Origin of the sequence: Blastococcus tunisiensis (genome assembly GCF_900112815.1) — a bacterium.
Lineage (GTDB): Bacteria > Actinomycetota > Actinomycetes > Mycobacteriales > Geodermatophilaceae > Blastococcus_B > Blastococcus_B tunisiensis.
Genome location: NZ_FOND01000003.1, coordinates 65177 through 86958, shown reverse-complemented (window position 1 = coordinate 86958; position 21782 = coordinate 65177). Strand labels below are relative to the sequence as shown.

Below are 21782 nucleotides of genomic sequence, written 5' to 3'. Positions count from 1 at the left end.
TGAGCCGGCACGCATCCGGCTTCCGGGCCGCCTCCTGGTGCGCTCGGTGGGCCCGTCCAGCCGCGCGGCACGACGTGGAGCCGCGTCAGGGCGCGGCTGGACGTCGGCCGGCGCGGCTCCACCCTCGACGGGAAGCCCTCCGCGGGCCTCGACGAGGCAGGTCCTCCCCGGTCGTTCACCGCATCCCGCGGACCGGCGTCAGGAGCCGGTGAGCCGGCGCACCACCGACAGCGGCAGGACGCGGAGCAGCGCGGCGATCGGCGTCCACGGCCATCCCGGCACGTAGGCCTTCACCGGCTCGCGCTCGATCGCCGCCGTCAGCGCGTCGACGCCCTCGTCCAGCTCCACGGTGAACGGGCCCCGACGGCCGACGTTGATGTCGGTCGCGATGTAGCCGGGCAGGATCGTGGTCACCACGATGCCGCTGCCCCAGACGTCGGAGCGGATGCCCTCCGCGAGGGCGTTCACCGCGGCCTTGCTGGCCCCGTACGCGGTCCGGGTGCCCGGCATGCCGCGGACGGAGGCCACCGAGGAGATCAGCACCAGGTGGCCGGCGCCCTGCGCGCGGAAGACCTCCATGGCGGCCTCGCACTGGGCGTGCGCGCCGAGGACGTTGGTGTGCAGGACGGCGCGGTTGGCCTCGGGCTTGCCGCCGCCGATGGACGCGCCCTTGCCGATGCCGGCGTTGACGACGAACCGGTCGAGCCCGCCGAGCCGCCCGACCAGCTCGGGGACGACGGTGGCGACCGATGCGGGGTCGTCGACGTCCATGGCCGCGACCTCGACTCGGATGCCGGGGTGCGCGGCGAGCAGTTCCTGCCTGAGCGACTCGAGCCGCTCCGTGCGGCGGGCGGCGAGCGCCAGGTCGCGGCCCATGGCGGCGAAACGGCGGGCCATGCCCTCGCCGAGGCCGGAGCTGGCGCCGGTGATCAGGATGCGCTGACGGGCGGGGTTCGACACCGCGACAGCATGCCGCACGCGGTGCGGGCGCCGGGCACGGACGCCGGAGCTGCCGGGCGGACCCCGGGTGACCGGGCGGTCGCGGCCCAGCAGCACGCGCCGGGGCCGGTGGACCGGCCGTGTCACGGAGGCGCCCGCCGCGGCGTCTCCATGGCTAGCGTCCCGCGCGATCAGGCCGAGCCCGGCCGGCGTCGCCCGGGCCGCCTCCTCGACCCGCACGGGGCCGGCTTCCTCGGAGGACATCCATGACCAGCGACCGCCCGCACATCCCCGATCCACGGCTCCCCGCGGACCAGCCGCCGCCCGTCGCACCCGCGGTGGAGCGCCGCACGGGTCCCGGCGGACGCCCGCTGTGGGTGGCCCTCGTCCTGATCAGCACCGTGCAGCTCATGGTGGTGCTCGACGGGTCGGTGGTGAACATCGCGCTCCCCCGCATCCAGGAGCAGCTGGCCATCCCCGACGCCGACCTCACCTGGGTGGTCACCGCCTACGCCATCGCCTTCGGCGGGTTGCTGCTGCTCGGCGGCCGGCTGGGCGACATCGTGGGCCGGCGGAGGGTCTTCTTCGCCGGCGTCCTGGTGTTCGCCGTGGGCTCGCTGCTGGCGGGGCTGGCCCAGGAGCAGTGGCAGCTGCTCGCGGCCCGCGCCCTGCAGGGCGCGGGTGCCGCGGCCGCCTCTCCCACCGCGCTGGCGCTGATCACCACGACCTTCCCGGCCGGCCCGCCCCGGAACCGGGCCTTCGCCGTCTACGCGGCCATGTCCGGCGCCGGTGCGGCCGTCGGGCTCATCCTCGGCGGCGCGCTCACCGAGGCGTCCTGGCGCTGGACGATGCTGATCAACGTGCCGATCGGGCTCGCCGTCGCGGTGCTCGCCCCCCGGTACCTGGCCGAGTCCGAGCCCCAGCCGGGCCGCTGGGACCTGCCCGGAGCGCTGACGGCGACCCTCGGGCTGGCCGCCGTCGTCTACGGCTTCAACCGCAAGGCCCAGACCGATCTCGACACGGGGCTGCCCCAGGAGTGGTCGGACACCCTGGTGTACGGCCCGATCGTCGCGGGCCTCGTGCTGCTGGTGGCCTTCTTCGTGGTCGAGGCCCGGTCCCCGCACGCGCTGCTGCCGATGCGGGTGATCGCGGACCGCACGCGGGCGGTGAGCTTCGCGGTCATGCTCGTCATCGGTGCCGCGATCTTCTCGATGTTCCTGTTCGTCTCGCTGTTCGTGCAGCAGGTGCTCGGCTACAGCCCGCTGGAGGCCGGCATCGCGTTCCTGCCGTTCACCGTCGGCATCGTCGGCGCCGCGCAGCTCGCCTCGGCGCTGGCCTCCCGGGTGGACCCCCGTTGGATCGCCGGCGCCGGCGGGGCGCTGTCGGTCCTGGCGATGTGGGGCTACAGCCGGATGGACGTGGGCGCCGGCTACGTCGGCGACCTGCTGCCGTGGATCGTCGTCCAGGCGGCCGGGATGGGCCTGCTGTTCGTGCCGCTCACCCTCACGGCGGTCAGCCGGGTCGACCCCGGCGACGCCGGCGTGGGATCGGCGGTGCTCAACACGGTGCAGCAGGTGGGCGGCGCCATCGGGATCGCCGTCCTGGGCACCGTGTTCGCGAACGGGATCAGCCGGCGCACCGCCGAGCTGGCTGCCGGCGGGGCCGAGCCCGGCCCGGCGACCGCCCTCGAGGCGCAGGCGTTCGGCACGTCGGAGGCCTTCGGCGTGGCCATCTGGATGATGACCGCCGTCACCGTGGTGATCGTGGCGGGCCTGTCCATCCGGCACGAGGAGCTGGCCACCGACGTCACGCCGGGGGCCGCGCCCGTCCCCGGCGGGCCGCCGGAGACCCCGCTCACGGACGGCGGACCCGCCCCGCAGACCGATGTCGCCGGCAGCCGCGACTGAGGCCGCCGGCGGTTCTCAGCGGCGGGCGGTGAGCTCCAGGGCGTCGGCGGGCACGGAGTCCATGTCGGGACCGGAGAGCCGGGTGCGCTTGAGCTCCCAGAAGTCGGGGAGGTTGGCCAGCAGGACGGCGCCGTCGAAGGCCTTGCCGGCGTCCTCACCGGTCGGCACCCGGCTGATCACCGGTCCGAAGAAGGCGACGCCGTCGATGTGCATGACCGGCGTGCCGACGTCGTCGCCGACCGGGTCCATGCCCTCGTGGTGGCTCTTCTCGAGCGCCTGGTCGTACTCGGTCGACGTGGCCGCCTCCGCGAGGGACGCCGGCAGGCCGACCCGCTCGAGGGCCGGCGCGATGATCTCGTCGAGCTCCCGGCCCTCGTGGTGCCGGAGGGTGCCCATGGCCGTGTAGAGGTCGCCGAGCACCCCGTCGCCGTGCTGCTGGGCGGCGGCGACAGCGACACGCACCGGGCCCCAGGCCTGCTCCATCATCGTGCGGTAGTCCTCGGGGAGGTCCCGCCCGCGGTTGAGGACGGCGAGGGACATGACGTGCCAGTGCAGGTCGATGTCGCGCACCTTGGCGGCCTCGAGCACCCACCGGCTGGTGAGCCACGCCCACGGGCACAGCGGGTCGAACCAGAAGTCCACGCGGGCGGAGGTGGGCGCGCTCTGCACTGCTTCGGTCATCCTCGGTCTCCTCGACGATCGGGTGGGCAGCGGCCGTCGCCGCGCCTGCTGCACCTGCCAATGAGGATCGGCGGCGGCTTGTTCCCGCGTGGTGGAGGGCCGCGGGAACCGTCGTCCCGGCATGGGAAGCTCCCGGGGTGGCCGTACCGAACCTGACCCGCACCGATGCCGCTGCCCGCGCCGAGCTCCTCGCCGTGCAGAGCTACGACCTCTCGCTCGACGTCACCGACGGCGACGGGCATCCCGGCGAGCGCACGTTCCGCTCCGTGACGACGGTGGAGTTCACCGCCGCCCGGGCCGGCGCGGACACGTTCATCGACCTGGTCGCCGACACCGTGCACTCGGCGACGCTCAACGGCGTCGAGCTCGACGTCAGCACCTACACCGAGGCCGGTGGCCTGCCGCTGACCGGGCTGGCCGAGCAGAACACCCTGGTGGTCACCGCCGACTGCCGGTACTCCAACTCCGGCGAGGGGCTGCACCGCTTCGCCGACCCCGAGGACGGGCAGGTCTACCTCTACACCCAGTTCGAGCCGGCCGACGCCAAGCGGATGTTCGCCTGCTTCGACCAGCCCGACCTCAAGGCCACGTTCACGCTGCACGTCGTCGCACCGTTCGACTGGCAGGTCGTCTCCAACACCGGCGGGCGCACGATCGAGGCCGGCCCGGCCGGCTCCCAGCTGGCGCACTTCGAGCCCACCAAGCGCATCTCCACCTACCTCGTGGCCCTGATCGCCGGCCCCTACGCCAAGGTTACCGACTCCCACGAGGGCATCCCGCTGGGGCTGTACTGCCGCGCGTCCCTGGCGAAGTACCTCGACCCGGACGAGCTGTTCCGCATCACCAAGCAGGGCTTCGACTTCTACCACCGGGTGTTCGACTACCCGTACCCGTTCGACAAGTACGACCAGCTCTTCGTGCCCGAGTTCAACGCCGGCGCGATGGAGAACGCCGGGGCGGTGACGTTCCTGGAGGACTACGTCTTCCGGTCGAAGGCCACCCGCGCCAAGTACGAGCGGCGCGCGGAGACGATCCTGCACGAGCTGGGCCACATGTGGTTCGGCGACCTGGTGACCATGCGCTGGTGGGACGACCTCTGGCTCAACGAGTCCTTCGCGACCTACATCAGCACGCTCTGCCAGGCCGAGGCCACCGAGTACACGACGGCCTGGACGACCTTCGCCAACACCGAGAAGGCGTGGGCCTACGCGCAGGACCAGCTGCCCTCCACCCACCCGATCGCCGCCGACATCCCCGACGTCGCGGCGGTCGAGGTCAACTTCGACGGCATCACCTACGCCAAGGGCGCCTCGGTGCTCAAGCAGCTGGTGGCCTACGTCGGCCGGGAGGAGTTCCTCGCCGGGGTGCGCCGGTACTTCCGCACCCACGAGTTCGGCAACACCACGCTGGCCGACCTGCTGGCTCCGCTGGAGGAGAGCTCGGGCCGCGACCTGGGCGAGTGGGTGGAGCAGTGGCTGCGGACCAGCCAGGTGAACACGCTGCGGCCGGTGTTCGAGCTGACCGACGACGGCCGGTACGCGAGCTTCGCGATCGAGCAGACGGCGGTCGCCGAGCACCCGGTGCTGCGCAACCACCGGCTGGCCGTCGGCCTCTACAGCGAGAACCCGGAGGGGCTGACCCGCACCGACCGGGTGGAGCTGGACGTCGCCGGGGCCCGCACCGAGGTGGCCGAGCTGGTGGGCCACCCGGCCGCCGACCTGGTGCTGGTCAACGACGACGACCTCACCTACGCCAAGCTGCGGCTGGACGAGCGCTCGCTGCGCACCCTGCGCGCCCGGATCGGCGCCATGCCCGACCCGCTGGCCCGGGCGCTGTGCTGGTCGGCCGCCTGGGACATGACCCGGGACGCCGAGCTGCCGGCGCGCGACTGGGTGCAGCTGGTGCTCGCCGGGGTCGACGCCGAGACCGAGACCAGCGTCGTGCAGGCACTGCTGGGGCGGGTGCAGACCGCCCTGAGCTCCTACGCCGACCCCACCTGGGCGCCGACGGGGTGGGCGGCACTGGCCGACCACGCCCTGGGCGCGCTGCGGGCGGCACCGGCCGGCAGCGACACCCAGCTGCAGTGGTCCCGGACGCTGGCCAGCGCGGCCCGCACCGAGGAGCACGCGGCCGTGCTGCGCGGCCTGCTCGACGGGTCGCACACCGTCGAGGGCCTGCAGGTCGACGCCGACGCGCGGTGGGCGTTCCTGAGCGGGCTGGTCGCGATCGGCGCCGCCGGGGACGCCGAGATCGACGCCGAGGCCGAGCAGGACGCGACGGCGACCGGCGTCCGGCGGGCGGCGACCGCGCGGGCGCTGCGGCCGACGGCGGAGGCCAAGGAGGAGGCCTGGCAGCGGGCCTTCCACGACGAGCAGGTGCCCAACGCCGTGCACGAGGCGCTCCTGCAGGGCTTCTGGCACCCTGCCCAGCGGGAGCTCACGGCCGGCTACGTCGACCGGTACTTCGCCGAGATCGGTCCGATCTGGGCACGCCGGCCGGGCGAGATCGCGAAGAACGCGGTGCAGTACCTGTTCCCGCCCGTGGTCGAGCCCCGGACCATCGCCGCCGCCGACGCCTGGCTGGCCGACACCGAGCAGCCGGCCCCGCTCCGCCGGCTGGTCTCCGAGGGGCGGGACGGGATCGCCCGGGCGCTGCGGGCCCGGGAGAAGGACGCCGACGCGCACCTCTGAGCGGAGACGAGGCGCGTCGCGTTCCCCGGGGAACGCGGCGGCGTTCCCCGGGGAACGCGGCGACCTGGTCGGTCGGTGACCACCGCGGTGGACCGGTCGCGGGGGCCGGAGGCCCCCCGACCGGCGGAAGGACCCCGCTGCCCCCACCGCTCGCGAGCTCGCGGCCGGCCCCTGCAGCGGGGCCGTTCAGTGCCCGCGCAGGGAGATCAGCGCTGGCGCAAGGAGCTCAGCGCTGGCGCAAGGAGCTCAGTGCTGGCGCAAGGAGCTCAGTGCTGGCGCAAGGAGCTCAGTGCTGGCGCAAGGAGCTCAGTGCTGGCGCAAGGAGCTCAGTGCTGGCGCAGGGAGGCGGGGTGCCCGGCCTGGTCCGACAGCTGGCGGAGCCCGTTGATGATCCCCCCGACGAGGTCACCGGAGGCGAACGACGTCGTCATCGACAGGACGGCGAGCGCGCACGCCCGGTCGGGCAGCCGGCGCGCGGCACCCGCCCCGGTGACCACCTCGACCACCTTCTGCCCGGGCGACACCGCGAGCAGCACCGAGTCCGTCGGGTGGTGGCCGGAGCGGGCGTGCAGCTGCTCCGCGGTGGCGCGGGTGCGCTCGCCCAGGTCACCGATGTAGAGGGTGAACCGCAGCCCGGTCTCGCGGGAGGACATGGTCAGCGCCTCGTCCAGCCGCGCGAGCTCCTGGAAGGAGAAGATCTCGTCGAGCGCGCCACGCTCGGACTCGTCGGTCCGTGCGGGCGCCGTCCGGTTCGTGGCCGTGTCGTGCGACTCGGTCTCCACCGCGCTGGTCATGGTCGTCCTCCCAGGACAGTGGTCGTGGAGCAGGTCGTGGTCATCATCGCCGGTCCGTCGTCACCAGGTGCCGCGGGCGCCGCCGAGCGGCCCGGCGTCCACCGGCGGGTAGCCGGCACCGGCACCGGACGCGTGCGCACCGCCGCCGTGCCCATCGCCGCCGTGCGCCCCGGCGCTGCCCAGGTGCGCCACGGCGGTGCCGTGGGTGTCCACGTCCCGCTCCCCGGCCTGCTCCGGGTACATCGACGACCCGAGGGCCGCCGTGGAGCTGCCGCCCACCGCCGCGGGCCCGGCGGCCGGGGCCGGTCCGTGGCTGTCCGAGGCGCCGTTCGCCGGGTGCGGCTCATACCAGACCGGCGCGTGGTCCCACGGCTGGCCGGGCTTGTACCGCAGGCGCTTGCGCCCACCGCGCAGGGTGAGCAGCGCCAGCACCGCGATGATGGCCAGCGGGATGCCGGCGAGCACGAGAAGGACCTCGACGGTGTTCACGGACGACAACTTACCGGCAGGGACCGGCTTCAACCGCTCCACTCCCACTGCTCGGGGTGCCGGTGCGCCCACGGGCGGGCGGCCTCCAGCTGGGCCGACAGGGCGAGCAGGGTGACGTCGTCGGCCGGGCGCCCCACGAGCATGCTGCCGACCGGCAGACCGTCGCCGGTCCAGTGCAGCGGGATGCTGACGGCCGGCTGGCCGGTGACGTTGAAGAGGGCGGTGAAGGCGGCGTAGCGCTTCTGCCGCTCGAAGTCCTCGGCGCCGTTCCCGCCGGCGTCGAACCAGCCCAGCGGCCGTGGGGTCATGGTGCAGACCGGGGCCAGCAGCACGTCGTGGCCGGCGGTCGCCTGCAGGAACCGGCGGGCGAAGAGCCGCAGCGCCGTCATGGCCTCCATCGCCGCCCGGGCCGACATGGCCAGGCCGCGATCGCGCAGCTCGCGGGTGAGCGGGCGCAACTCCCCGACCCGGTCGGCCGGGACGGGCAGCAACGTCCCCGACAGCGCCCACACCTGCTCGAAGGACGGCAGCACCTCCGGCCCGAGGAGCCCGGTCGGCACGTCCACCACCTCGTGGCCCAGCTCGGTGAGCAGCGCCGAGGCCTCCTCGAACGCGGCGAGCACCTCCGGGTCCAGGACGACGCCGGGGATCGGGGACTCGAGGTAGCGGCCGATCCGCAGCCGGCCGGGCTCGCGGTCGGCGGCGGCCAGGAAGGTCTCCCCGGCCGGCAGCGGGGCCGCCCACGCGGCGTCACCGAGCACGGGGCCGGCCATGGCGTCGAGCATCGCCGCGGCGTCGCGGACGGTGCGGGCGAGCGGCCCGTTGGTGCCCAGCCCCGTCACGTCGCTGCCGAACGGGGCGTTGCTGACCCGCCCGCGGCTCGGCTTGATCCCGTAGACGCCGTTGATCGACGCCGGGATGCGGATCGATCCACCTCCGTCGCTCCCCTGGGCGAAGGGCAGCATCCCGGCGGCGACGGCCACGGCCGCGCCGCCGCTGGAGCCACCGGCGAGCCGGGTGGGGTCCCACGGGCAGCGCGCTGGCCCGGCCAGGGCGTTGTCGGTGTAGCAGGGGAACCCGAACTCGGGGGTGTTGGTCTTGCCCAGGCTGATCGTCCCGGCGGCGGCCAGCTTGGTGACGACGGCGTCGTCGGTCGTCGGCACGAAGTCGGCCATCACGGTCGCGCCGAACGTCGTCCGGACGCCGGCGGTGTTGTTCAGGTCCTTGATCGCCGTCGGGACGCCGAGCAGCGGCGGCAGGTCACCACCCCGCCGGACCAGCGCCTCCGCCCGGCGGGCCGCCGCCAGCGCCTGCTCCGGCGTGACGGTGAGGAACGCGCCGAGCCCGGCGTCGAGCGCCTCGATGCGGTCGAGGGCGTGCCGCACCAGCTCGGTGGGGCTGATCTCCTTCGCGCGAACGGCCGCGGCCTGCTCGAGCGCGGTGCGGTCGTGCAGCTCGGTCACGGGCGGGACGCTAGCTCCGCCGTCCGGTCAGTCCGCATCGGGTGCGCCGATCGGGTTGCCCGCCGGCCAGTCCCCCGCCGCCACCACCGCGCGGCGCACGGGTGCCAGCAGCTCGGCGAGGCGGTCGCACCCGGCGTCGCCCAGCGCCAGCCACGGGCCGAGCGCCAGCCGGTCGGTGTCGGCCTCGATGGCGGCCACCGTCGCCAGCCCCTCCGCGGTCAGCTCCTCCTCTGCCAGCCACCCCCGCTCGACGAGCCGGACGACCGCGTCGTCCCAGGCGGCGTCGTCCCAGCCGCGGGCCCGCATCAGCCACTCCCGGTCCGACCGCCCGGCGGCCGCGGCGAGGACGTGCGCGGTGACGCCGTCGACCTCCCGCTGCACCAGCGCGACGGTGTGGCCGTCCCCGCGGTGCTCGCGCAGCGTGGTGAGCGCCTGCCACAGCCGCAGGTGCGGCTGGTCGGGGACCTCGACGGCGGTGTTGGCTGCGGCGAGCGGACGCCCGGGGAGGTCGACGGCCGCCGCTGCCGCGGCGGCCAGCTCGCTCGCCTCGACCGTCTCCTCGACCTTGATCCACTCCTCGCCGAACACCCGCCGGACCGCCGCGTCGACCCCGATGACCCGGGCATCGAGTGCGGCGGCCGGCGTCACCTCCGCCCAGATCGACGGCACCCGGCGCGCCACGAAGTCCGGCGCGAAGTTGTGGAAGACGGCCGTCACGAGCTGCGGGCCGACGGCACCCAGCGGGGCGGCGCGCTGGGCGAAGTAGCCGTTCCAGAAGCCGCGCAGCCCCACCTGCCCGGCGGCGTCACGGCACTCCTGCGCGAAGTAGGTCAGCGCGTGGAACGGCTCCGCCAGCGCCCACAGCCGGCGGGCGGTCCCCGGTGACGTCATCGGCCCTCTCTCATGCGCTGACGCTCTCGGGGACGCCCAGCCAGTCGCGCCAGCGCGGATCGACGGTCCGGGTGCCCAGCAGCCGCCAGGCCGCCCCGCTCGGGGTGCGGGGCGGGTGCGGCAGCGCCCACCCCATCTCGGCCAGGGACCGGTCGGCCTTCGTGTGGTTGCACCGGCGGCAGGCGGCGACGACGTTGTCCCAGGTGTGCGTGCCGCCGCGGCTGCGCGGCACGACGTGGTCGATGCTCGTGGCCGACCCGCCGCAGTAGACGCAGACCTGCCCGTCGCGGGTGAAGACCGCCCGGCGGGACAGCGGCACCGAGGCCGGGTAGGGCACCCGGACGTATCGGGTCAGCCGGACGACGACGGGGACCGGGAGGCTGACCCGTTCGGCGTGCACCACGTCCGCCGCGGAGTCGACCGGCTCGGCCTTCTCGGCGAGCACGAGCACGATGGCCCGCCGGCTGGACACGACGCAGAGCGGCTCGTAGGTCGCGTTGAGCAGCAGCGTGGCGCCGGCGGTACCCGGCGAGGGCACAGGATGGATCGACGGGACGGGGTCGCGGCGCGGGCCTGGATGACCCGCTCTCGACGACCCGGGCGCAGGACGCGGCACGGATCACCTCCGGACGCCCGGGACCGCCGGTGGCTCCGAGACCCGCGGGCTGCCCCATTCTGACCTGAGATCGGCCGATCGGCGCTGCCTGATTTCCGCGGATCCCGGGCCGGGGTGCCCGGGCGGCCTCTACCGTGGGTGCGATGCGCTACCCCGAGGCCACCCGGCTCGACCTCGTCGAGGACCTGCACGGACACCGCGTCGCCGACCCCTACCGCTGGCTCGAGGACGACGCCGACCCGCGCACGCGGGCCTGGAGCGAGGCCCAGGACACCCTCGCCGGGGACCTGCTCGGCGGGCTGCCGATGCGCCCCGCGTTCACCGCGCACCTCGAGGCGCTGGTGCGCTCGGGCGCGGTGGGCCTCCCGGTGTGGCGGGGCGGCCGGGCCTTCTCCACCCGGCGCGACCCCGGTCAGGAGCACGCGGTGCTGCGGGTGCGAGAGCCCGACGGCACCGTGCGGGTGCTGGTCGACCCGATGGCGCTGGACCCGGAGGGGACGACGACGCTCGACGCCTGGTCGGCCTCCTGGGAGGGCGACCGGCTGGCCTACCAGCTGTCCACCGGCGGGGACGAGGAGTCCCGGCTGCACGTCCTGGACGTGGCCACCGGCGAGGTGATCGACGGCCCGATCGACCGGTGCCGCTACTCCCCCGTCGCCTGGCTGCCCGGCGGCGAGGAGCTGTTCTACGTCCGCCGGCTGGCCCCGGACCAGGTGCCGGCCGGGGAGGAGCAGTTCCACCGCCGCGTGTGGCGCCACCGGGTCGGCTCGCCGGCCGACGGCGACCAGCTGGTGCACGGCGAGGGCAGCGACCCCACGACCTACTTCGGCGTGCACACCAGCCGCGACGGCCGCTGGCTGGTCGTCTCGGGATCGGCCGGCACCGCACCCCGGGACGACGTCTGGCTCGCGGACCTCGCCGGGAGCGGTGAGCTGCGCGAGCTGCAGGTCGGGATCGACGCGCAGACCGCCGCCTGGGTCGCCCGCGACGGCCGGCTGTGGCTGATGTCCGACCGGGGCACCCCGCGCTGGCGGCTCGCCGTGGCCGACCCGGCGGACCCGGCGACCTGGGCGCCGGAGGCGTGGCGGGACGTCGTCCCCGAGCTCCCGGACGCCGTGCTCTCCGACGTGGCGCTGGTCGACGGGCCGGACGGGTCGCTGCAGGTCCTCGCCGTGCACGCGGTCGACGCGACCGACCGGCTGTCGGTGTGGGCCGCGGACGGCTCGGGGCGGCTCGCCGACGTGCCGGGCCCGGGCGCCGGCAGCATCTCCGGGGTCAGCTCGCCGCCCGAGGGCGGCGGGACGGCCTGGGTCGGCTACACCGACTACGCGACCCCTCCGTCGGTGCTGCGCTGGGACGCCGGCTCCCCGACCGAGCTGCAGCCGTGGGAGCAGGCGGCGGTCGCCGGCGAGGTTCCGGAGCTGACGGTGGTGGAGACGCACGCGACGTCCGCCGACGGGACACCGGTCCACCTCTTCGTCCTGTCCGGTGCCGGCGCGCCCGACGTCCCGCGGCCGACGGTGCTCTACGGGTACGGGGGGTTCAACGTCCCGGTCACGCCCGCCTACAGCGCCCAGGCCCTCTCCTGGGTGGCCGCGGGCGGGGTGTGGGCCGTGGCGAACCTGCGCGGCGGCTCCGAGCACGGCGAGGAGTGGCACCGGGCCGGGATGCGCGAGCGCAAGCAGAACGTGTTCGACGACTTCGCCGCGGCCGGCGAGCACCTGGTCGCGCAGGGGTGGACCACGCACCGGCAGCTCGGGATCTTCGGCGGCTCCAACGGCGGACTGCTGGTCGGCGCCACCCTGACCCAGCGCCCCGGGCTGGCGGCGGCCGTCGTCTGCAGCGCGCCGCTGCTGGACATGGTCCGGTACGAGCTCTTCGGGCTGGGCCGGACCTGGAACGACGAGTACGGCACGGCGCAGGACCCCACCGAGCTCGGCTGGCTGCTGGGCTACTCGCCGTACCACGCGGTCCTGGAGGGGGCGGCGTACCCGGCGACGCTGATCACGACCTTCGAGTCCGACACCCGGGTGCACCCGCTGCACGGCCGGAAACTGGCCGCCGCCCTGCAGCACGCCACGTCCGCCGAGGCCCCGGTCGTGCTCCGCCGGGAGACGTCCGTGGGCCACGGTGCCCGGGCGGTGAGCCGCACCGTGGGCCTGGCCGCCGACCAGCTGGCGTTCCTGGCCGAGCACACGGGTCTGGCCCTTCGGTAGGACGCGACCCCCGCTTCGCTGACACGGACCCCGGCACCTGCAAGGATTTCCGGTGATGAGCCGATCACCAACAGTGCTGGCCGCGGACGACGGGTCCCCGGTCATGCCCGACTGCGCGGACTACTGGCTCTGCCAGAAGCTCTTCGACTGGTTCGGCCTGGACTGGCTGGCCGAGAACGCCCGCGTCCTGGTGGCGACGCCCGCCCGCGTCCTGCTCATCGTCGTGCTCGCCGCGGTGGCCCGCGCGCTGGCCCACCGGGCGATCCGCCGCCTGACCGATCGCACGGCGACCGGCGCCATGCCGACGATCCTGCGGCCGCTGCGCAACCGGGTCGCACCGACGGACCTGGAGAAGCAGGCCGCCGAACGACGCACCCAGCGCGCGGAGGCGATCGGCTCGGTCCTGCGCAGCTTCGCCTCGATCGTGATCCTCGGCATCGCCGTGGTGCTCGTGCTCGGCGAGCTCGGGCTCAACCTCGCGCCGATCGTGGCCAGCGCCGGCGTCGTCGGGGTCGCGCTCGGCTTCGGCGCGCAGAACCTGATCAAGGACTTCATCGCCGGGATCGGGATCATCCTCGAGGACCAGTACGGCGTCGGGGACGTCGTCGACCTCGGGGAGGCCAGCGGCACCGTCGAGGCGGTGGGGCTGCGGATCACCCGGCTGCGCGACATCAACGGCGTGGTCTGGTACGTCCGCAACGGCGAGGTGCTGCGGGTGGGCAACAAGAGCCAGGGCTTCGCCCAGGTGATCGTCGACATGCCCGTCGCCCACGACACCGACCTGGAGCGCGCGCGGACGATCATGCAGGAGGTCGCCGACGCGATGTACGCCGAACCGGAGTGGGCCGCCGTCCTGCTGGCCGAGCCGGAGTCGCTGGGCGTCGAGCAGATCACCACCGAGGGCGTCTTCCTGCGGCTGATGGTCCGCTCCACCAACGCCGACCAGTGGCGCGTCGGGCGCGAGCTGCGGATGCGGCTCAAGGAGCGCTTCGTCGCCGAGGGCATCCGCACCCCCCTGCCGCTGCTGGCGGGGACCTCCGCGACGGGCGCCCGCTGACCGCCCCCGCGCCGGGGGGGCCGCCGCCTGCCGGCGAACCGCTGCGGCAGGCCACGTTCCGCGAGGTCTTCGCCGTCCGGGAGTTCCGGCCGCTGTTCGGGACGTTCCTGCTCTCCACCGCCGGCGACGAGCTGGCCCGCGTCGCCCTGACGGTGCTGGTCTACCAGCGCACGTCCTCACCGCTGCTGTCGGCGCTCACCTTCGCCCTCGGCTACCTGCCGTGGCTGCTCGGCGGGCCGCTGCTGTCCGCCTTCGCCGACCGGCTCCCCCGCCACCGGGTGCTCATCGTCACCGACGCCGGCCGGGCGGCGCTGCTGGCGTGCATGGCCATCCCGGGGATGCCGCTCCCGGCCATGCTCGCCCTCCTCTTCCTCGTCTCGCTGGGGTCGCCGCCGTTCGAGTCGGCGCGCTCCGCGCTCATGGCCGACGTCCTGGACGGCGACCGGTACGCCGTGGCGACGTCGCTCACCAACATCACCCTCCAGCTGGCCCAGGTGGTCGGCTTCCTGGTCGCCGGCGCCCTCGTCGCGGCGCTGAGCCCCTCCGCGGCGCTGCTCATCGACGCCGTCACGTTCGCGGTGTCGGCGGTCTGGCTGTGGGCCGGCCTGCACCCGCGCCCGGCGCCGGTGAGCGAGTCCGGGGACATCCGCCAGTCGCTGCTACGCGACACCGGCGACGGCCTGCGCCTGATCCGCCGCTCCCCCCGCCTGCTGGCGATCGTCGGCGTCCTGTGGGTGGGGACGCTGTTCGCCTACGCGGCCGAGGGGGTCGCCGCGCCGTGGGCCGACGAGCTGGGGCAGAACGCCACGGGGCTCGGCGTGCTCCTGGCCGCCAACCCACTCGGCGTCGCCCTCGGCGGGCTGGTGATCGCCCGCCTGGTCGGGCCGGAGCGGCGGGAACGGCTCGTGGTGCCGCTCGTCGTGCTCTCCCTCGTGCCGGTCCTCGCCGCCGGCGTCGTCGGCCTCGTGCTCGGGGCCGGCAGCCTGCCCTTCGGGCTCGTGGTGGGGCTGCTGTTCGTGTCCGGCATCGGCGCCGCGTGGCTGATCCCGCTCAACGTCTCCTTCGTCCAGGCCGTGCCGGCCTCCTTCCGGGGCCGGGCATTCGGGGTGGCGGTGAGCGGCCTCTACGGCGTGCAGGGCCTGGGAGCACTGGGTGCCGGGCTCGCGGCCGAAGGGGTGTCGGCCAGCGGTGCGGTCGCCCTGTCCGGAGCCGTCGGCCTGGTCGCCGTCGCCCCGGTGCTCGTCGCGTTCCGCCGCACCCGGGGCGCCGTGGCGGCGTCGGCGGCCGGTGAGGGACGATCGGGGGCATGAGCGAGTCGAGCAGGTCCCTGCCCTCGGCGCGCACCTTCTACGACGAGGTCGGCGGCAGCGCGACCTTCACGAAGCTGGTCGCCTCCTTCTACGCGGCCGTGCGCACCGACCCGGTGCTGGCGCCGCTGTACCCCCAGGACGACTGGGAGGGCGCCGAGGTCCGGCTGCGCGCCTTCCTGGAGCAGTACTGGGGCGGGCCCACCACCTACTCCCAGCAGCGCGGCCACCCCCGGCTGCGCATGCGGCACGCGCCCTTCGCGATCGGCCCGGCCGAGCGGGACGCGTGGCTGACCCACATGCGCGACGCCGTCGACTCCCTCGGCCTGACCGCCGAGCAGGACGCGACGCTCTGGGGTTACCTGGAGATGGCCGCGCGCAGCATGCAGAACCGGTTCCCCGACGACGCGGCCGGCGACCTCACCCCCTGAAGACGACCCCGTCCTCCCACCCTCCGCATGCTCGCGACGGTGCCCTGGACGGGGCCGGACCACGTCATGACCTACCGAGGAGACCCGTGACCGCGGCTGCTGGACCCCCTGCCCCCGAGTGGTGGCGCGACGCCGTCTTCTACCAGGTCTACGTGCGCAGCTTCGCCGACGGCAACGGGGACGGGGTCGGCGACCTGATCGGCGTCCGGTCCCGCCTGCCCTACCTGGCCGAGCTGGGCGTGGACGCCCTCTGGATCACGCCGTTCTACCCCTCGCCCATGGCCGACCACGGGTACGACGTGGCCGATCCGCGCGACGTGGAGCCGGTGTTCGGCGACCTCGCCGGGTTCGACGCCCTCCTCACCGACGCCCACGCCCTGGGGCTGCGGGTGACCATCGACCTGGTGCCCAACCACAGCTCGCACGACCACGAGTGGTTCCGGGCGGCGCTGGCCGCCGGCCCCGGGTCCCCGGAACGGGCCCGCTACCTGTTCCGCGACGGCCGGGGCCCGGACGGCGCCGAGCCGCCGAACAACTGGCCGTCGGTCTTCGGCGGACCGGCGTGGACCCGCGTGCCCGACGGCCAGTGGTACCTGCACATCTTCGCGCCGGAGCAGCCGGACCTGAACTTCGCGAACCCGGAGGTCGTGGCCGACCTCGAGGAGACCATGCGGTTCTGGCTGGACCGGGGCGTCGACGGCTTCCGGATCGACGTCGCGCACGGGATGGCCAAGCCCGAGGGTCTGCCGGACATGGTGCCGATGGACGACACCGGGCTGCTCGCCGACCACGGCCCCGGCGACCACCGCTTCGACCAGGACGGGGTGCACGTGGTGCACCGCCGCATCCGGACCGTCCTCGACCGGTACCCGGGCACGATGGCGGTCGGCGAGGTGTGGGTGTCCGACGACGTCCGGCTCGCCCAGTACCTCCGGGACGACGAGCTGCAGCTGGCCTTCAACTTCAAGCTGCTCACCGCGGAGTGGGACGCCGACGCGCTGCGGGCCGCGGTCGTCGACTCGCTCGCCGCCGTCGCCGGCACGCCCGCTCCGGCGTGCTGGGTGCTGTCCAACCACGACCGGCCCCGGCACGTCACCCGCTACGGCGGCGGCGAGCTGGGGCTGCGCCGGGCGCGGGCGGCCGCGCTGCTGCAGCTGGCCCTGCCGGGCGCGGCCTACCTGTACAACGGCGACGAGCTGGGGATGCCGGACGTCGACCTTCCCGACGCGGTGCTGCAGGACCCGATCTGGGAGCGGTCCGGCCGCACCGAGCGGGGCCGTGACGCCTGCCGGATCCCGGTGCCCTGGTCGGGCTCCGCGCCGCCGTACGGGTTCTCGTCGACACCCGGCACCTGGCTGCCCATGCCCGACGGCTGGGCCGGGCTCACCGCGGAGGCGCAGTCCGCCGACCCGGGTTCGATGCAGTCGCTGTACCGGACGGCGCTGGGGCTGCGGCGGGGGTCGGGGCTGTTCGAGGGCGACGGGCTGGAGTGGTTGCCGTCGCCCGACGGATGCCTCGCCTTCCGCCGTCCCGGGGGCCTCGCGTGCCTGGTGAACCTCTCGGCCGCGGCGGTGCCGCTGCCGGAGGGCGAGGTGCTGCTGGCGAGCGACGACGTGGCCGGCGGCACGCTGCCTCCTGACGCCGCGGTGTGGCTGCGGGCCTGATCCGCGACCTGCCCGACCGGCGGGGCGAGCGGTCGGGACGGTAGGGCAGACTCTCCGGTGATCAGCGGCGCCACCGGCGCCCACCAGCCGTTCCAGGAGGATCCGTGGCCACCGCCTCGATGCCCGCGCTGCCGTCGCGCCCGCTCGTTCTCGCTGACCTCGTCCCGGCCGTGCGTGCCCGGACCGCCGGCCTCGTGGCGCTCGGGGTGCTGTTCACCGCGCTGCTGGCGCAGGTAGCGGTGCCGGTGCCGGGCTCGCCGGTGCCGATCACCGGGCAGACGCTGGCGGTCGTGCTCACCGCGGCCGCTCTGGGCCCGGTCCGCGGGGTCGCGGTGCAGGTGGTCTACATCCTCGCCGCGCTGGTCGGGCTGCCGTTCTACTCCGAGGCCAGCGGCGGGGTCGACGTCGTCCTCGGTGCCACCGGCGGCTACGTCGTCGGCTTCATCCCGGCCGCCTTCCTGATCGGGCTGGCCGCCAAGCACGGCGCCGACCGCAACCCGCTGAAGGCCATCCCGCTGTTCATCGCCGGCCAGGCGGTCATCTTCGCGGTGGGCGTGCCGTGGCTGGCCGCGAGCGCCGCCATGTCGATGCCGCAGGCGCTCGACGCCGGCTTCTACCCGTTCATCCTCGGCGGCATCGTCAAGGCCGCCGTCGCCGCCGCCGTGCTCGGCACGGCGTGGAAGCTCGCCCGCCGCAGCTGACGTCCCGCCCGCTCCTCGGCCCCCTGGCGCTCCGGCGTCAGGGGGCCGCTGCGTTCCTGGCGGGTGCACGACGCCGCCGATCGCCGGGGAGACGCCGCTCCTCGCGCCGCCGGGCGCCCTGTTCCGCGCACACGGGCGGCGGCTCGGCCGCGCCTGCTCAGGCGTCGGGCTCGTCGGTGTAGCGCAGCAGGAACGCCTTCTCCTCGGGGGTGATCCGCCGCGGCCGCTCGAGGGCGAAGTCGAACGGGACGAGCACGGTGCTGCCGGTGACCGCCAGCCGCCCGTGGTCGAACAGCTCGTAGTGGCACCGGAACGAGGCGGCCCGGACGGTGGAGACCCACACCTGGATCTCCAGCGGGTCGGCGTCGTAGACCACCGAGTGCTTGTAGGCGATCTCGTGGGAGTGGACGACGAGCCCACGGCGCATGCCGGTCTTCTCGTCGTGGGTGGGGTGGTCGAAGAACAGGTTGACGCGGGCCATCTCGAAGTAGCCGAGGAAGGCCACGTTGTTGATGTGCTGGTAGGCGTCCATGTCCGACCAGCGCATCGGCACGTGCACCGTGTGTCTCACGCCGGCCACCCTGCCGTACCGCCGTCCGGGCGCGCACCCGGACCCCCGGACCGCCCTACCGTGAGCCGGTGGGCGAACCCTGGGCCGCGGACCTGGCGGGCGTGCTCGTCCTGCCGTCGGGGCGCCGGGTGCTGGGGCGGGGCCTGCGGGAGACGCCGCCGGGGCAGCTCCCCGAACACGGCCTCTACCTGCTGGGCCGCCGGCCACCGGTGACGGCGTGGGACCAGCGCTGGGTGCGCTGGCGGGACTTCGGCCTGCCCGCCGACCCGGCCGACCTCCGCGACGCGCTGCGCGCTGCCCTGGAGAGGTCGACGGGCGAGCGGGTGGAGATCGCCTGCCGCGGCGGGACGGGGCGCACCGGTACGGCGCTGGCCTGCCTGGCCGTGCTGGACGGCGTCCCGGCGGAGGAGGCGGTCACGTTCGTGCGTGGCCGCTACCGACCGCGGGCCGTGGAGACCCGGCGGCAGCGGGAGTTCGTGACGCGGTTCGCCAGGGCCTGAGACGACGTCGGCCGGCCGGAGCGGAACTCCGACCGGCCCTGGCCCCGTCCAGAGGCTCGCCGCGAGCCTGCGAGCGGTGAGGAGGACGGGGTCCTTCGTCAGTCGCGGGCGAGCTTGCGGTAGGTGGCGCGGTGCGGACGGGTCGCCTCCTGGCCGAGCCGCTCCACCTTGTTCTTCTCGTAGTCCTGGAAGTTGCCCTCGAACCAGAACCACTTCGAGTCGCCCTCGTAGGCGAGGATGTGCGTCGCCACGCGGTCGAGGAACCACCGGTCGTGGCTGACGACGACGGCGCAGCCGGGGAACTCCAGCAGTGCCCCCTCGAGGCTGGTGAGCGTCTCGGTGTCGAGGTCGTTGGTCGGTTCGTCGAGCAGCAGGAGGTTGCCGCCCTGCTTGAGGGTCAACGCGAGGTTGAGCCTGTTCCGCTCGCCACCGGACAGCACTCCCGCCGGCTTCTGCTGGTCCGGACCCTTGAAGCCGAACGCCGCGATGTAGGCGCGGGAGGGCATCTCGACGTTGCCGACCTTGATGTGGTCGAGGCCGTCGGAGACGACCTCCCACAGCGTCTTCTTCGGGTCGATCCCGCTGCGGTTCTGCTCGACGTAGGAGAGCTTGACCGTCTCGCCGACCTTGATCTCGCCGTCGTCGGCCTTCTCCTCGCCGACCAGCATCTTGAACAGCGTGGTCTTGCCGACGCCGTTGGGGCCGACGACGCCCACGATGCCGTTGCGCGGCAGGGTGAAGGAGAGGTCGTCGATCAGGACGCGGTCCCCGAAGCCCTTGGTCAGGTTCTTCGTCTCCACCACCACGCTGCCCAGCCGCGGGCCCGGCGGGATCTGGATCTCCTCGAAGTCCAGCTTGCGGAACTTGTCGGCCTCGGCGGCCATCTCCTCGTACCGGGCCAGCCGCGCCTTGCTCTTGGCCTGCCGCGCCTTGGCGCCCGAGCGCACCCACTCCAGCTCGTCCTTGAGCCGCTTGGCGCGCTTGGCGTCCTTGGCGCCCTCGACCTGCAGGCGGGCCGCCTTGGTCTCCAGGTAGGTGGAGTAGTTGCCCTCGTAGGGGTAGGCCCGGCCGCGGTCGAGCTCGAGGATCCACTGGGCCACGTTGTCCAGGAAGTACCGGTCGTGTGTCACGGCGACGACGGTGCCGGCGTACTTCTCCAGGTGCTGCTCCAGCCACGCCACGCTCTCGGCATCGAGGTGGTTGGTGGGCTCGTCGAGCAGCAGCAGGTCGGGCGCCTCGAGCAGCAGCCGGCACAGCGCGACGCGGCGACGCTCACCGCCGGAGAGCACCGTGACGTCGGCGTCGCCGGGCGGGCAGCGCAGCGCGTCCATCGCCTGCTCGATGCGGGCGTCGAGCTCCCAGCCGTCGGAGTTCTCGATGACCTCCATCAGCTCGCCCTGCTCGGCGAGCAGCGAGTCGAAGTCGGCGTCGGGCTCCCCCATCGCCGCGCTGACCTCCTCGAACCGGGTCAGCGCATCGCGGAGGGGCTTCACGGCCTCCTCCACGTTGCCGCGCACGTCGAGCTCCTCGTTGAGCGGCGGCTCCTGCAGCAGGATGCCGACCGTGGCCTCCGGGGCGAGCGTCGCCTCACCGTTCGAGGGCTGCTGCATGCCGGCCATGATCTGCAGCACCGTCGACTTGCCGGCGCCGTTGGGGCCGACGACGCCGATCTTGGCGCCGGGCAGGAACGACAGGGTGACGTTGTCGAGGATCACCTTGTCGCCGTGCGCCTTGCGCGCGCGGACCATCGTGTAGATGTACTGAGCCACTGGGCTTCGGAGCCTTCCGTCGTCGTGCGAGCGGGGGGCGGGGCCACCGTCGGGCGGCCCCACCCCGTACGTTCTCGCCTCCGATCCTCCCAGCCCGGGCAACTAGACGTGCGCGGGCTCCCGGGGGAGGTCGGCGGGGTTCCCCTCCTCCAACGTCGCACCCCCGTCCTCGTAGTCCCGTCCCGACAGGAGTGCTTCGGCGTCCGGGTAGCCCGTCCCGGTGGGATCGCCCGCCGTCGAGGACTGGCCGTCGGCACCGCTGTCCGCGCCGTCGCTGCCGCGTGCGGTCTTGTCCCGCGTGAAGAGGGACCGCCCCTTCTGCAGGTTCGGCCCGACGGCGAACGCCTTGATCCGCGGCTTGCTGCGGGTTCCGGTCTCGGACTCCCAGCTGTGCGTGCTCAGCGCCCCGTGCACGATGACCGGGTCGCCCTTGCTCACGCTGGCCGACACGTTGCCGCTCAGGCTGTTCCAGCACTCGACGTCGACCCAGAACGTGCCGGCGTCGACGAACTCCTGCTTGGCGCCGTCGTACCGGCGGGCGGTCGACGCCAGCCGGAAGTTGGTGACGGCGCCGTTCTCCAGGTTGACGCGCCGGGGTGAGTCGACGACGTTGCCGACGACGGTGACGATGGTGTCGTTCACGGTGCTCCTCGGGTCTGCTGCGCCGGGTGGCGCGGCCGGCGACCTGCCGGTGTGTGCACGAGCCTGGGTCCGGTGAGCCACCGGGTGGGGCCCGCCGGTGCATCTGTGGACGAGGCCCGCCCCTGTGGACGACCACCCCGCAGGGGGCGGTCCTGGCGGCGGCCGTCACGTCCCGGACACCCCGCGGTGCGATGATCTGCAGCCGAGCGCCCGTAGCTCAGTGGATAGAGCAGGTGCCTTCTAAGCACTTGGTCGCAGGTTCGATCCCTGCCGGGCGCACCCCATCCGGCGGTGTGGACGCTCCCGCATCCCCTCCGGCCCGCTCCGACCGCGACCCGTCCGGCGGACGGGGGCCGCGGAGCCCGAGGTGTCCGCACGAGGACCGCATCCGCACGATGTCGATCCGCTACCCGTGTTGATCCGCACCCCGTGTCGATCCACTACCCGTGTCGAT

General features: G+C 74.3%; 19 protein-coding genes and 1 tRNA gene. 10 read left to right on the top strand and 10 right to left on the bottom strand.

Annotation, left to right across the window (positions count from 1 at the left end; all coding sequences use genetic code 11):
* Positions 1 to 198: 198 nt before the first annotated feature.
* Entirely contained in the window at positions 199 to 960 is a 762-nt protein-coding gene (locus BM142_RS04820) for an SDR family oxidoreductase (RefSeq protein ID WP_092195882.1), read from the bottom strand.
* A gap of 245 nt (positions 961 to 1205) precedes the next feature.
* Between BM142_RS04820 and BM142_RS04815 the strand changes: the two genes are divergently transcribed.
* On the top strand, positions 1206 to 2846 hold the full coding sequence (locus tag BM142_RS04815) for an MFS transporter (protein WP_092195645.1): 1641 nt from the start codon (positions 1206 to 1208) through the stop codon (positions 2844 to 2846).
* 15 nt (positions 2847 to 2861) lie between these two features.
* Here the strand turns inward: BM142_RS04815 and BM142_RS04810 are convergent, their stop codons facing one another.
* On the bottom strand, positions 2862 to 3527 hold the full coding sequence (locus BM142_RS04810; RefSeq protein ID WP_092195644.1) for a mycothiol-dependent nitroreductase Rv2466c family protein: 666 nt from the start codon (positions 3525 to 3527) through the stop codon (positions 2862 to 2864).
* Between the two features lie 137 nt (positions 3528 to 3664).
* Here BM142_RS04810 and pepN point away from each other — a divergent pair, with 137 nt between their 5' ends.
* A complete protein-coding gene (gene pepN, locus BM142_RS04805; protein ID WP_092195643.1) occupies positions 3665 to 6217 on the top strand; it encodes an aminopeptidase N in 2553 nt (850 codons plus the stop codon).
* Positions 6218 to 6543: 326 nt separating this feature from the next.
* Here pepN and BM142_RS04800 read toward each other — a convergent pair whose 3' ends face one another.
* From BM142_RS04800 to BM142_RS04780, 5 genes are read right to left on the bottom strand one after another with little or no spacing between them, the layout of a single operon-like run.
* Positions 6544 to 7011 carry a DUF5130 family protein gene (locus BM142_RS04800; RefSeq protein WP_092195642.1) on the bottom strand — a complete coding sequence of 156 codons (468 nt, stop codon included), beginning with the start codon at positions 7009 to 7011 and terminating at the stop codon, positions 6544 to 6546.
* A 60-nt stretch (positions 7012 to 7071) separates the two neighbouring features.
* Entirely contained in the window at positions 7072 to 7500 is a 429-nt protein-coding gene (gene ctaJ, locus BM142_RS24365) for an aa3-type cytochrome oxidase subunit CtaJ (protein WP_175527097.1), read from the bottom strand.
* Positions 7501 to 7529: 29 nt separating this feature from the next.
* Positions 7530 to 8963, bottom strand: a complete 1434-nt coding sequence (locus tag BM142_RS04790) for an amidase (RefSeq protein WP_092195641.1) — start codon at positions 8961 to 8963, stop codon at positions 7530 to 7532.
* A 27-nt stretch (positions 8964 to 8990) separates the two neighbouring features.
* Complete coding sequence (locus BM142_RS04785; RefSeq protein WP_092195640.1) at positions 8991 to 9854, bottom strand: SCO6745 family protein; 864 nt, start codon at positions 9852 to 9854, stop codon at positions 8991 to 8993.
* 10 nt (positions 9855 to 9864) lie between these two features.
* Positions 9865 to 10392 carry an HNH endonuclease gene (locus tag BM142_RS04780; RefSeq protein ID WP_092195639.1) on the bottom strand — a complete coding sequence of 176 codons (528 nt, stop codon included), beginning with the start codon at positions 10390 to 10392 and terminating at the stop codon, positions 9865 to 9867.
* Between the two features lie 221 nt (positions 10393 to 10613).
* Between BM142_RS04780 and BM142_RS04775 the strand changes: the two genes are divergently transcribed.
* The 6 genes from BM142_RS04775 to BM142_RS04750 all read left to right on the top strand — a co-directional run bounded on the left by BM142_RS04775 (position 10614) and on the right by BM142_RS04750 (position 17846).
* On the top strand, positions 10614 to 12686 hold the full coding sequence (locus tag BM142_RS04775; RefSeq protein ID WP_092195881.1) for a prolyl oligopeptidase family serine peptidase: 2073 nt from the start codon (positions 10614 to 10616) through the stop codon (positions 12684 to 12686).
* A 55-nt stretch (positions 12687 to 12741) separates the two neighbouring features.
* Positions 12742 to 13743, top strand: coding sequence for a mechanosensitive ion channel family protein (locus BM142_RS04770; RefSeq protein WP_092195638.1), 1002 nt, complete (start codon positions 12742 to 12744; stop codon positions 13741 to 13743).
* A complete protein-coding gene (locus BM142_RS04765) occupies positions 13632 to 15053 on the top strand; it encodes an MFS transporter (RefSeq protein WP_254790544.1) in 1422 nt (473 codons plus the stop codon). Before BM142_RS04770 ends, BM142_RS04765 begins: the two co-directional genes overlap by 112 nt.
* Entirely contained in the window at positions 15050 to 15481 is a 432-nt protein-coding gene (locus BM142_RS04760; protein WP_092195637.1) for a globin, read from the top strand. The genes BM142_RS04765 and BM142_RS04760 overlap by 4 nt, the downstream gene beginning before the upstream one ends.
* A gap of 86 nt (positions 15482 to 15567) precedes the next feature.
* Complete coding sequence (locus BM142_RS04755; RefSeq protein WP_092195636.1) at positions 15568 to 17145, top strand: glycoside hydrolase family 13 protein; 1578 nt, start codon at positions 15568 to 15570, stop codon at positions 17143 to 17145.
* Between the two features lie 104 nt (positions 17146 to 17249).
* Entirely contained in the window at positions 17250 to 17846 is a 597-nt protein-coding gene (locus BM142_RS04750; RefSeq protein ID WP_217640573.1) for a biotin transporter BioY, read from the top strand.
* A 157-nt stretch (positions 17847 to 18003) separates the two neighbouring features.
* On the opposite strand, the gene BM142_RS04745 is transcribed toward BM142_RS04750, so the two are convergent.
* On the bottom strand, positions 18004 to 18417 hold the full coding sequence (locus BM142_RS04745; RefSeq protein ID WP_092195878.1) for an acyl-CoA thioesterase: 414 nt from the start codon (positions 18415 to 18417) through the stop codon (positions 18004 to 18006).
* A 68-nt stretch (positions 18418 to 18485) separates the two neighbouring features.
* Between BM142_RS04745 and BM142_RS04740 the strand changes: the two genes are divergently transcribed.
* The gene (locus BM142_RS04740) at positions 18486 to 18917 is read left to right on the top strand and encodes a protein-tyrosine phosphatase family protein (protein ID WP_092195635.1); all 432 of its coding nucleotides are present in this window, start codon (positions 18486 to 18488) and stop codon (positions 18915 to 18917) included.
* Positions 18918 to 19015: 98 nt separating this feature from the next.
* Here the strand turns inward: BM142_RS04740 and ettA are convergent, their stop codons facing one another.
* A complete protein-coding gene (ettA, locus tag BM142_RS04735) occupies positions 19016 to 20686 on the bottom strand; it encodes an energy-dependent translational throttle protein EttA (protein WP_092195634.1) in 1671 nt (556 codons plus the stop codon).
* A 102-nt stretch (positions 20687 to 20788) separates the two neighbouring features.
* On the bottom strand, positions 20789 to 21328 hold the full coding sequence (locus tag BM142_RS04730; RefSeq protein WP_092195633.1) for a single-stranded DNA-binding protein: 540 nt from the start codon (positions 21326 to 21328) through the stop codon (positions 20789 to 20791).
* A gap of 206 nt (positions 21329 to 21534) precedes the next feature.
* Between BM142_RS04730 and BM142_RS04725 the strand changes: the two genes are divergently transcribed.
* Positions 21535 to 21607 (top strand) — tRNA-Arg (locus BM142_RS04725).
* Positions 21608 to 21782: the final 175 nt, after the last annotated feature.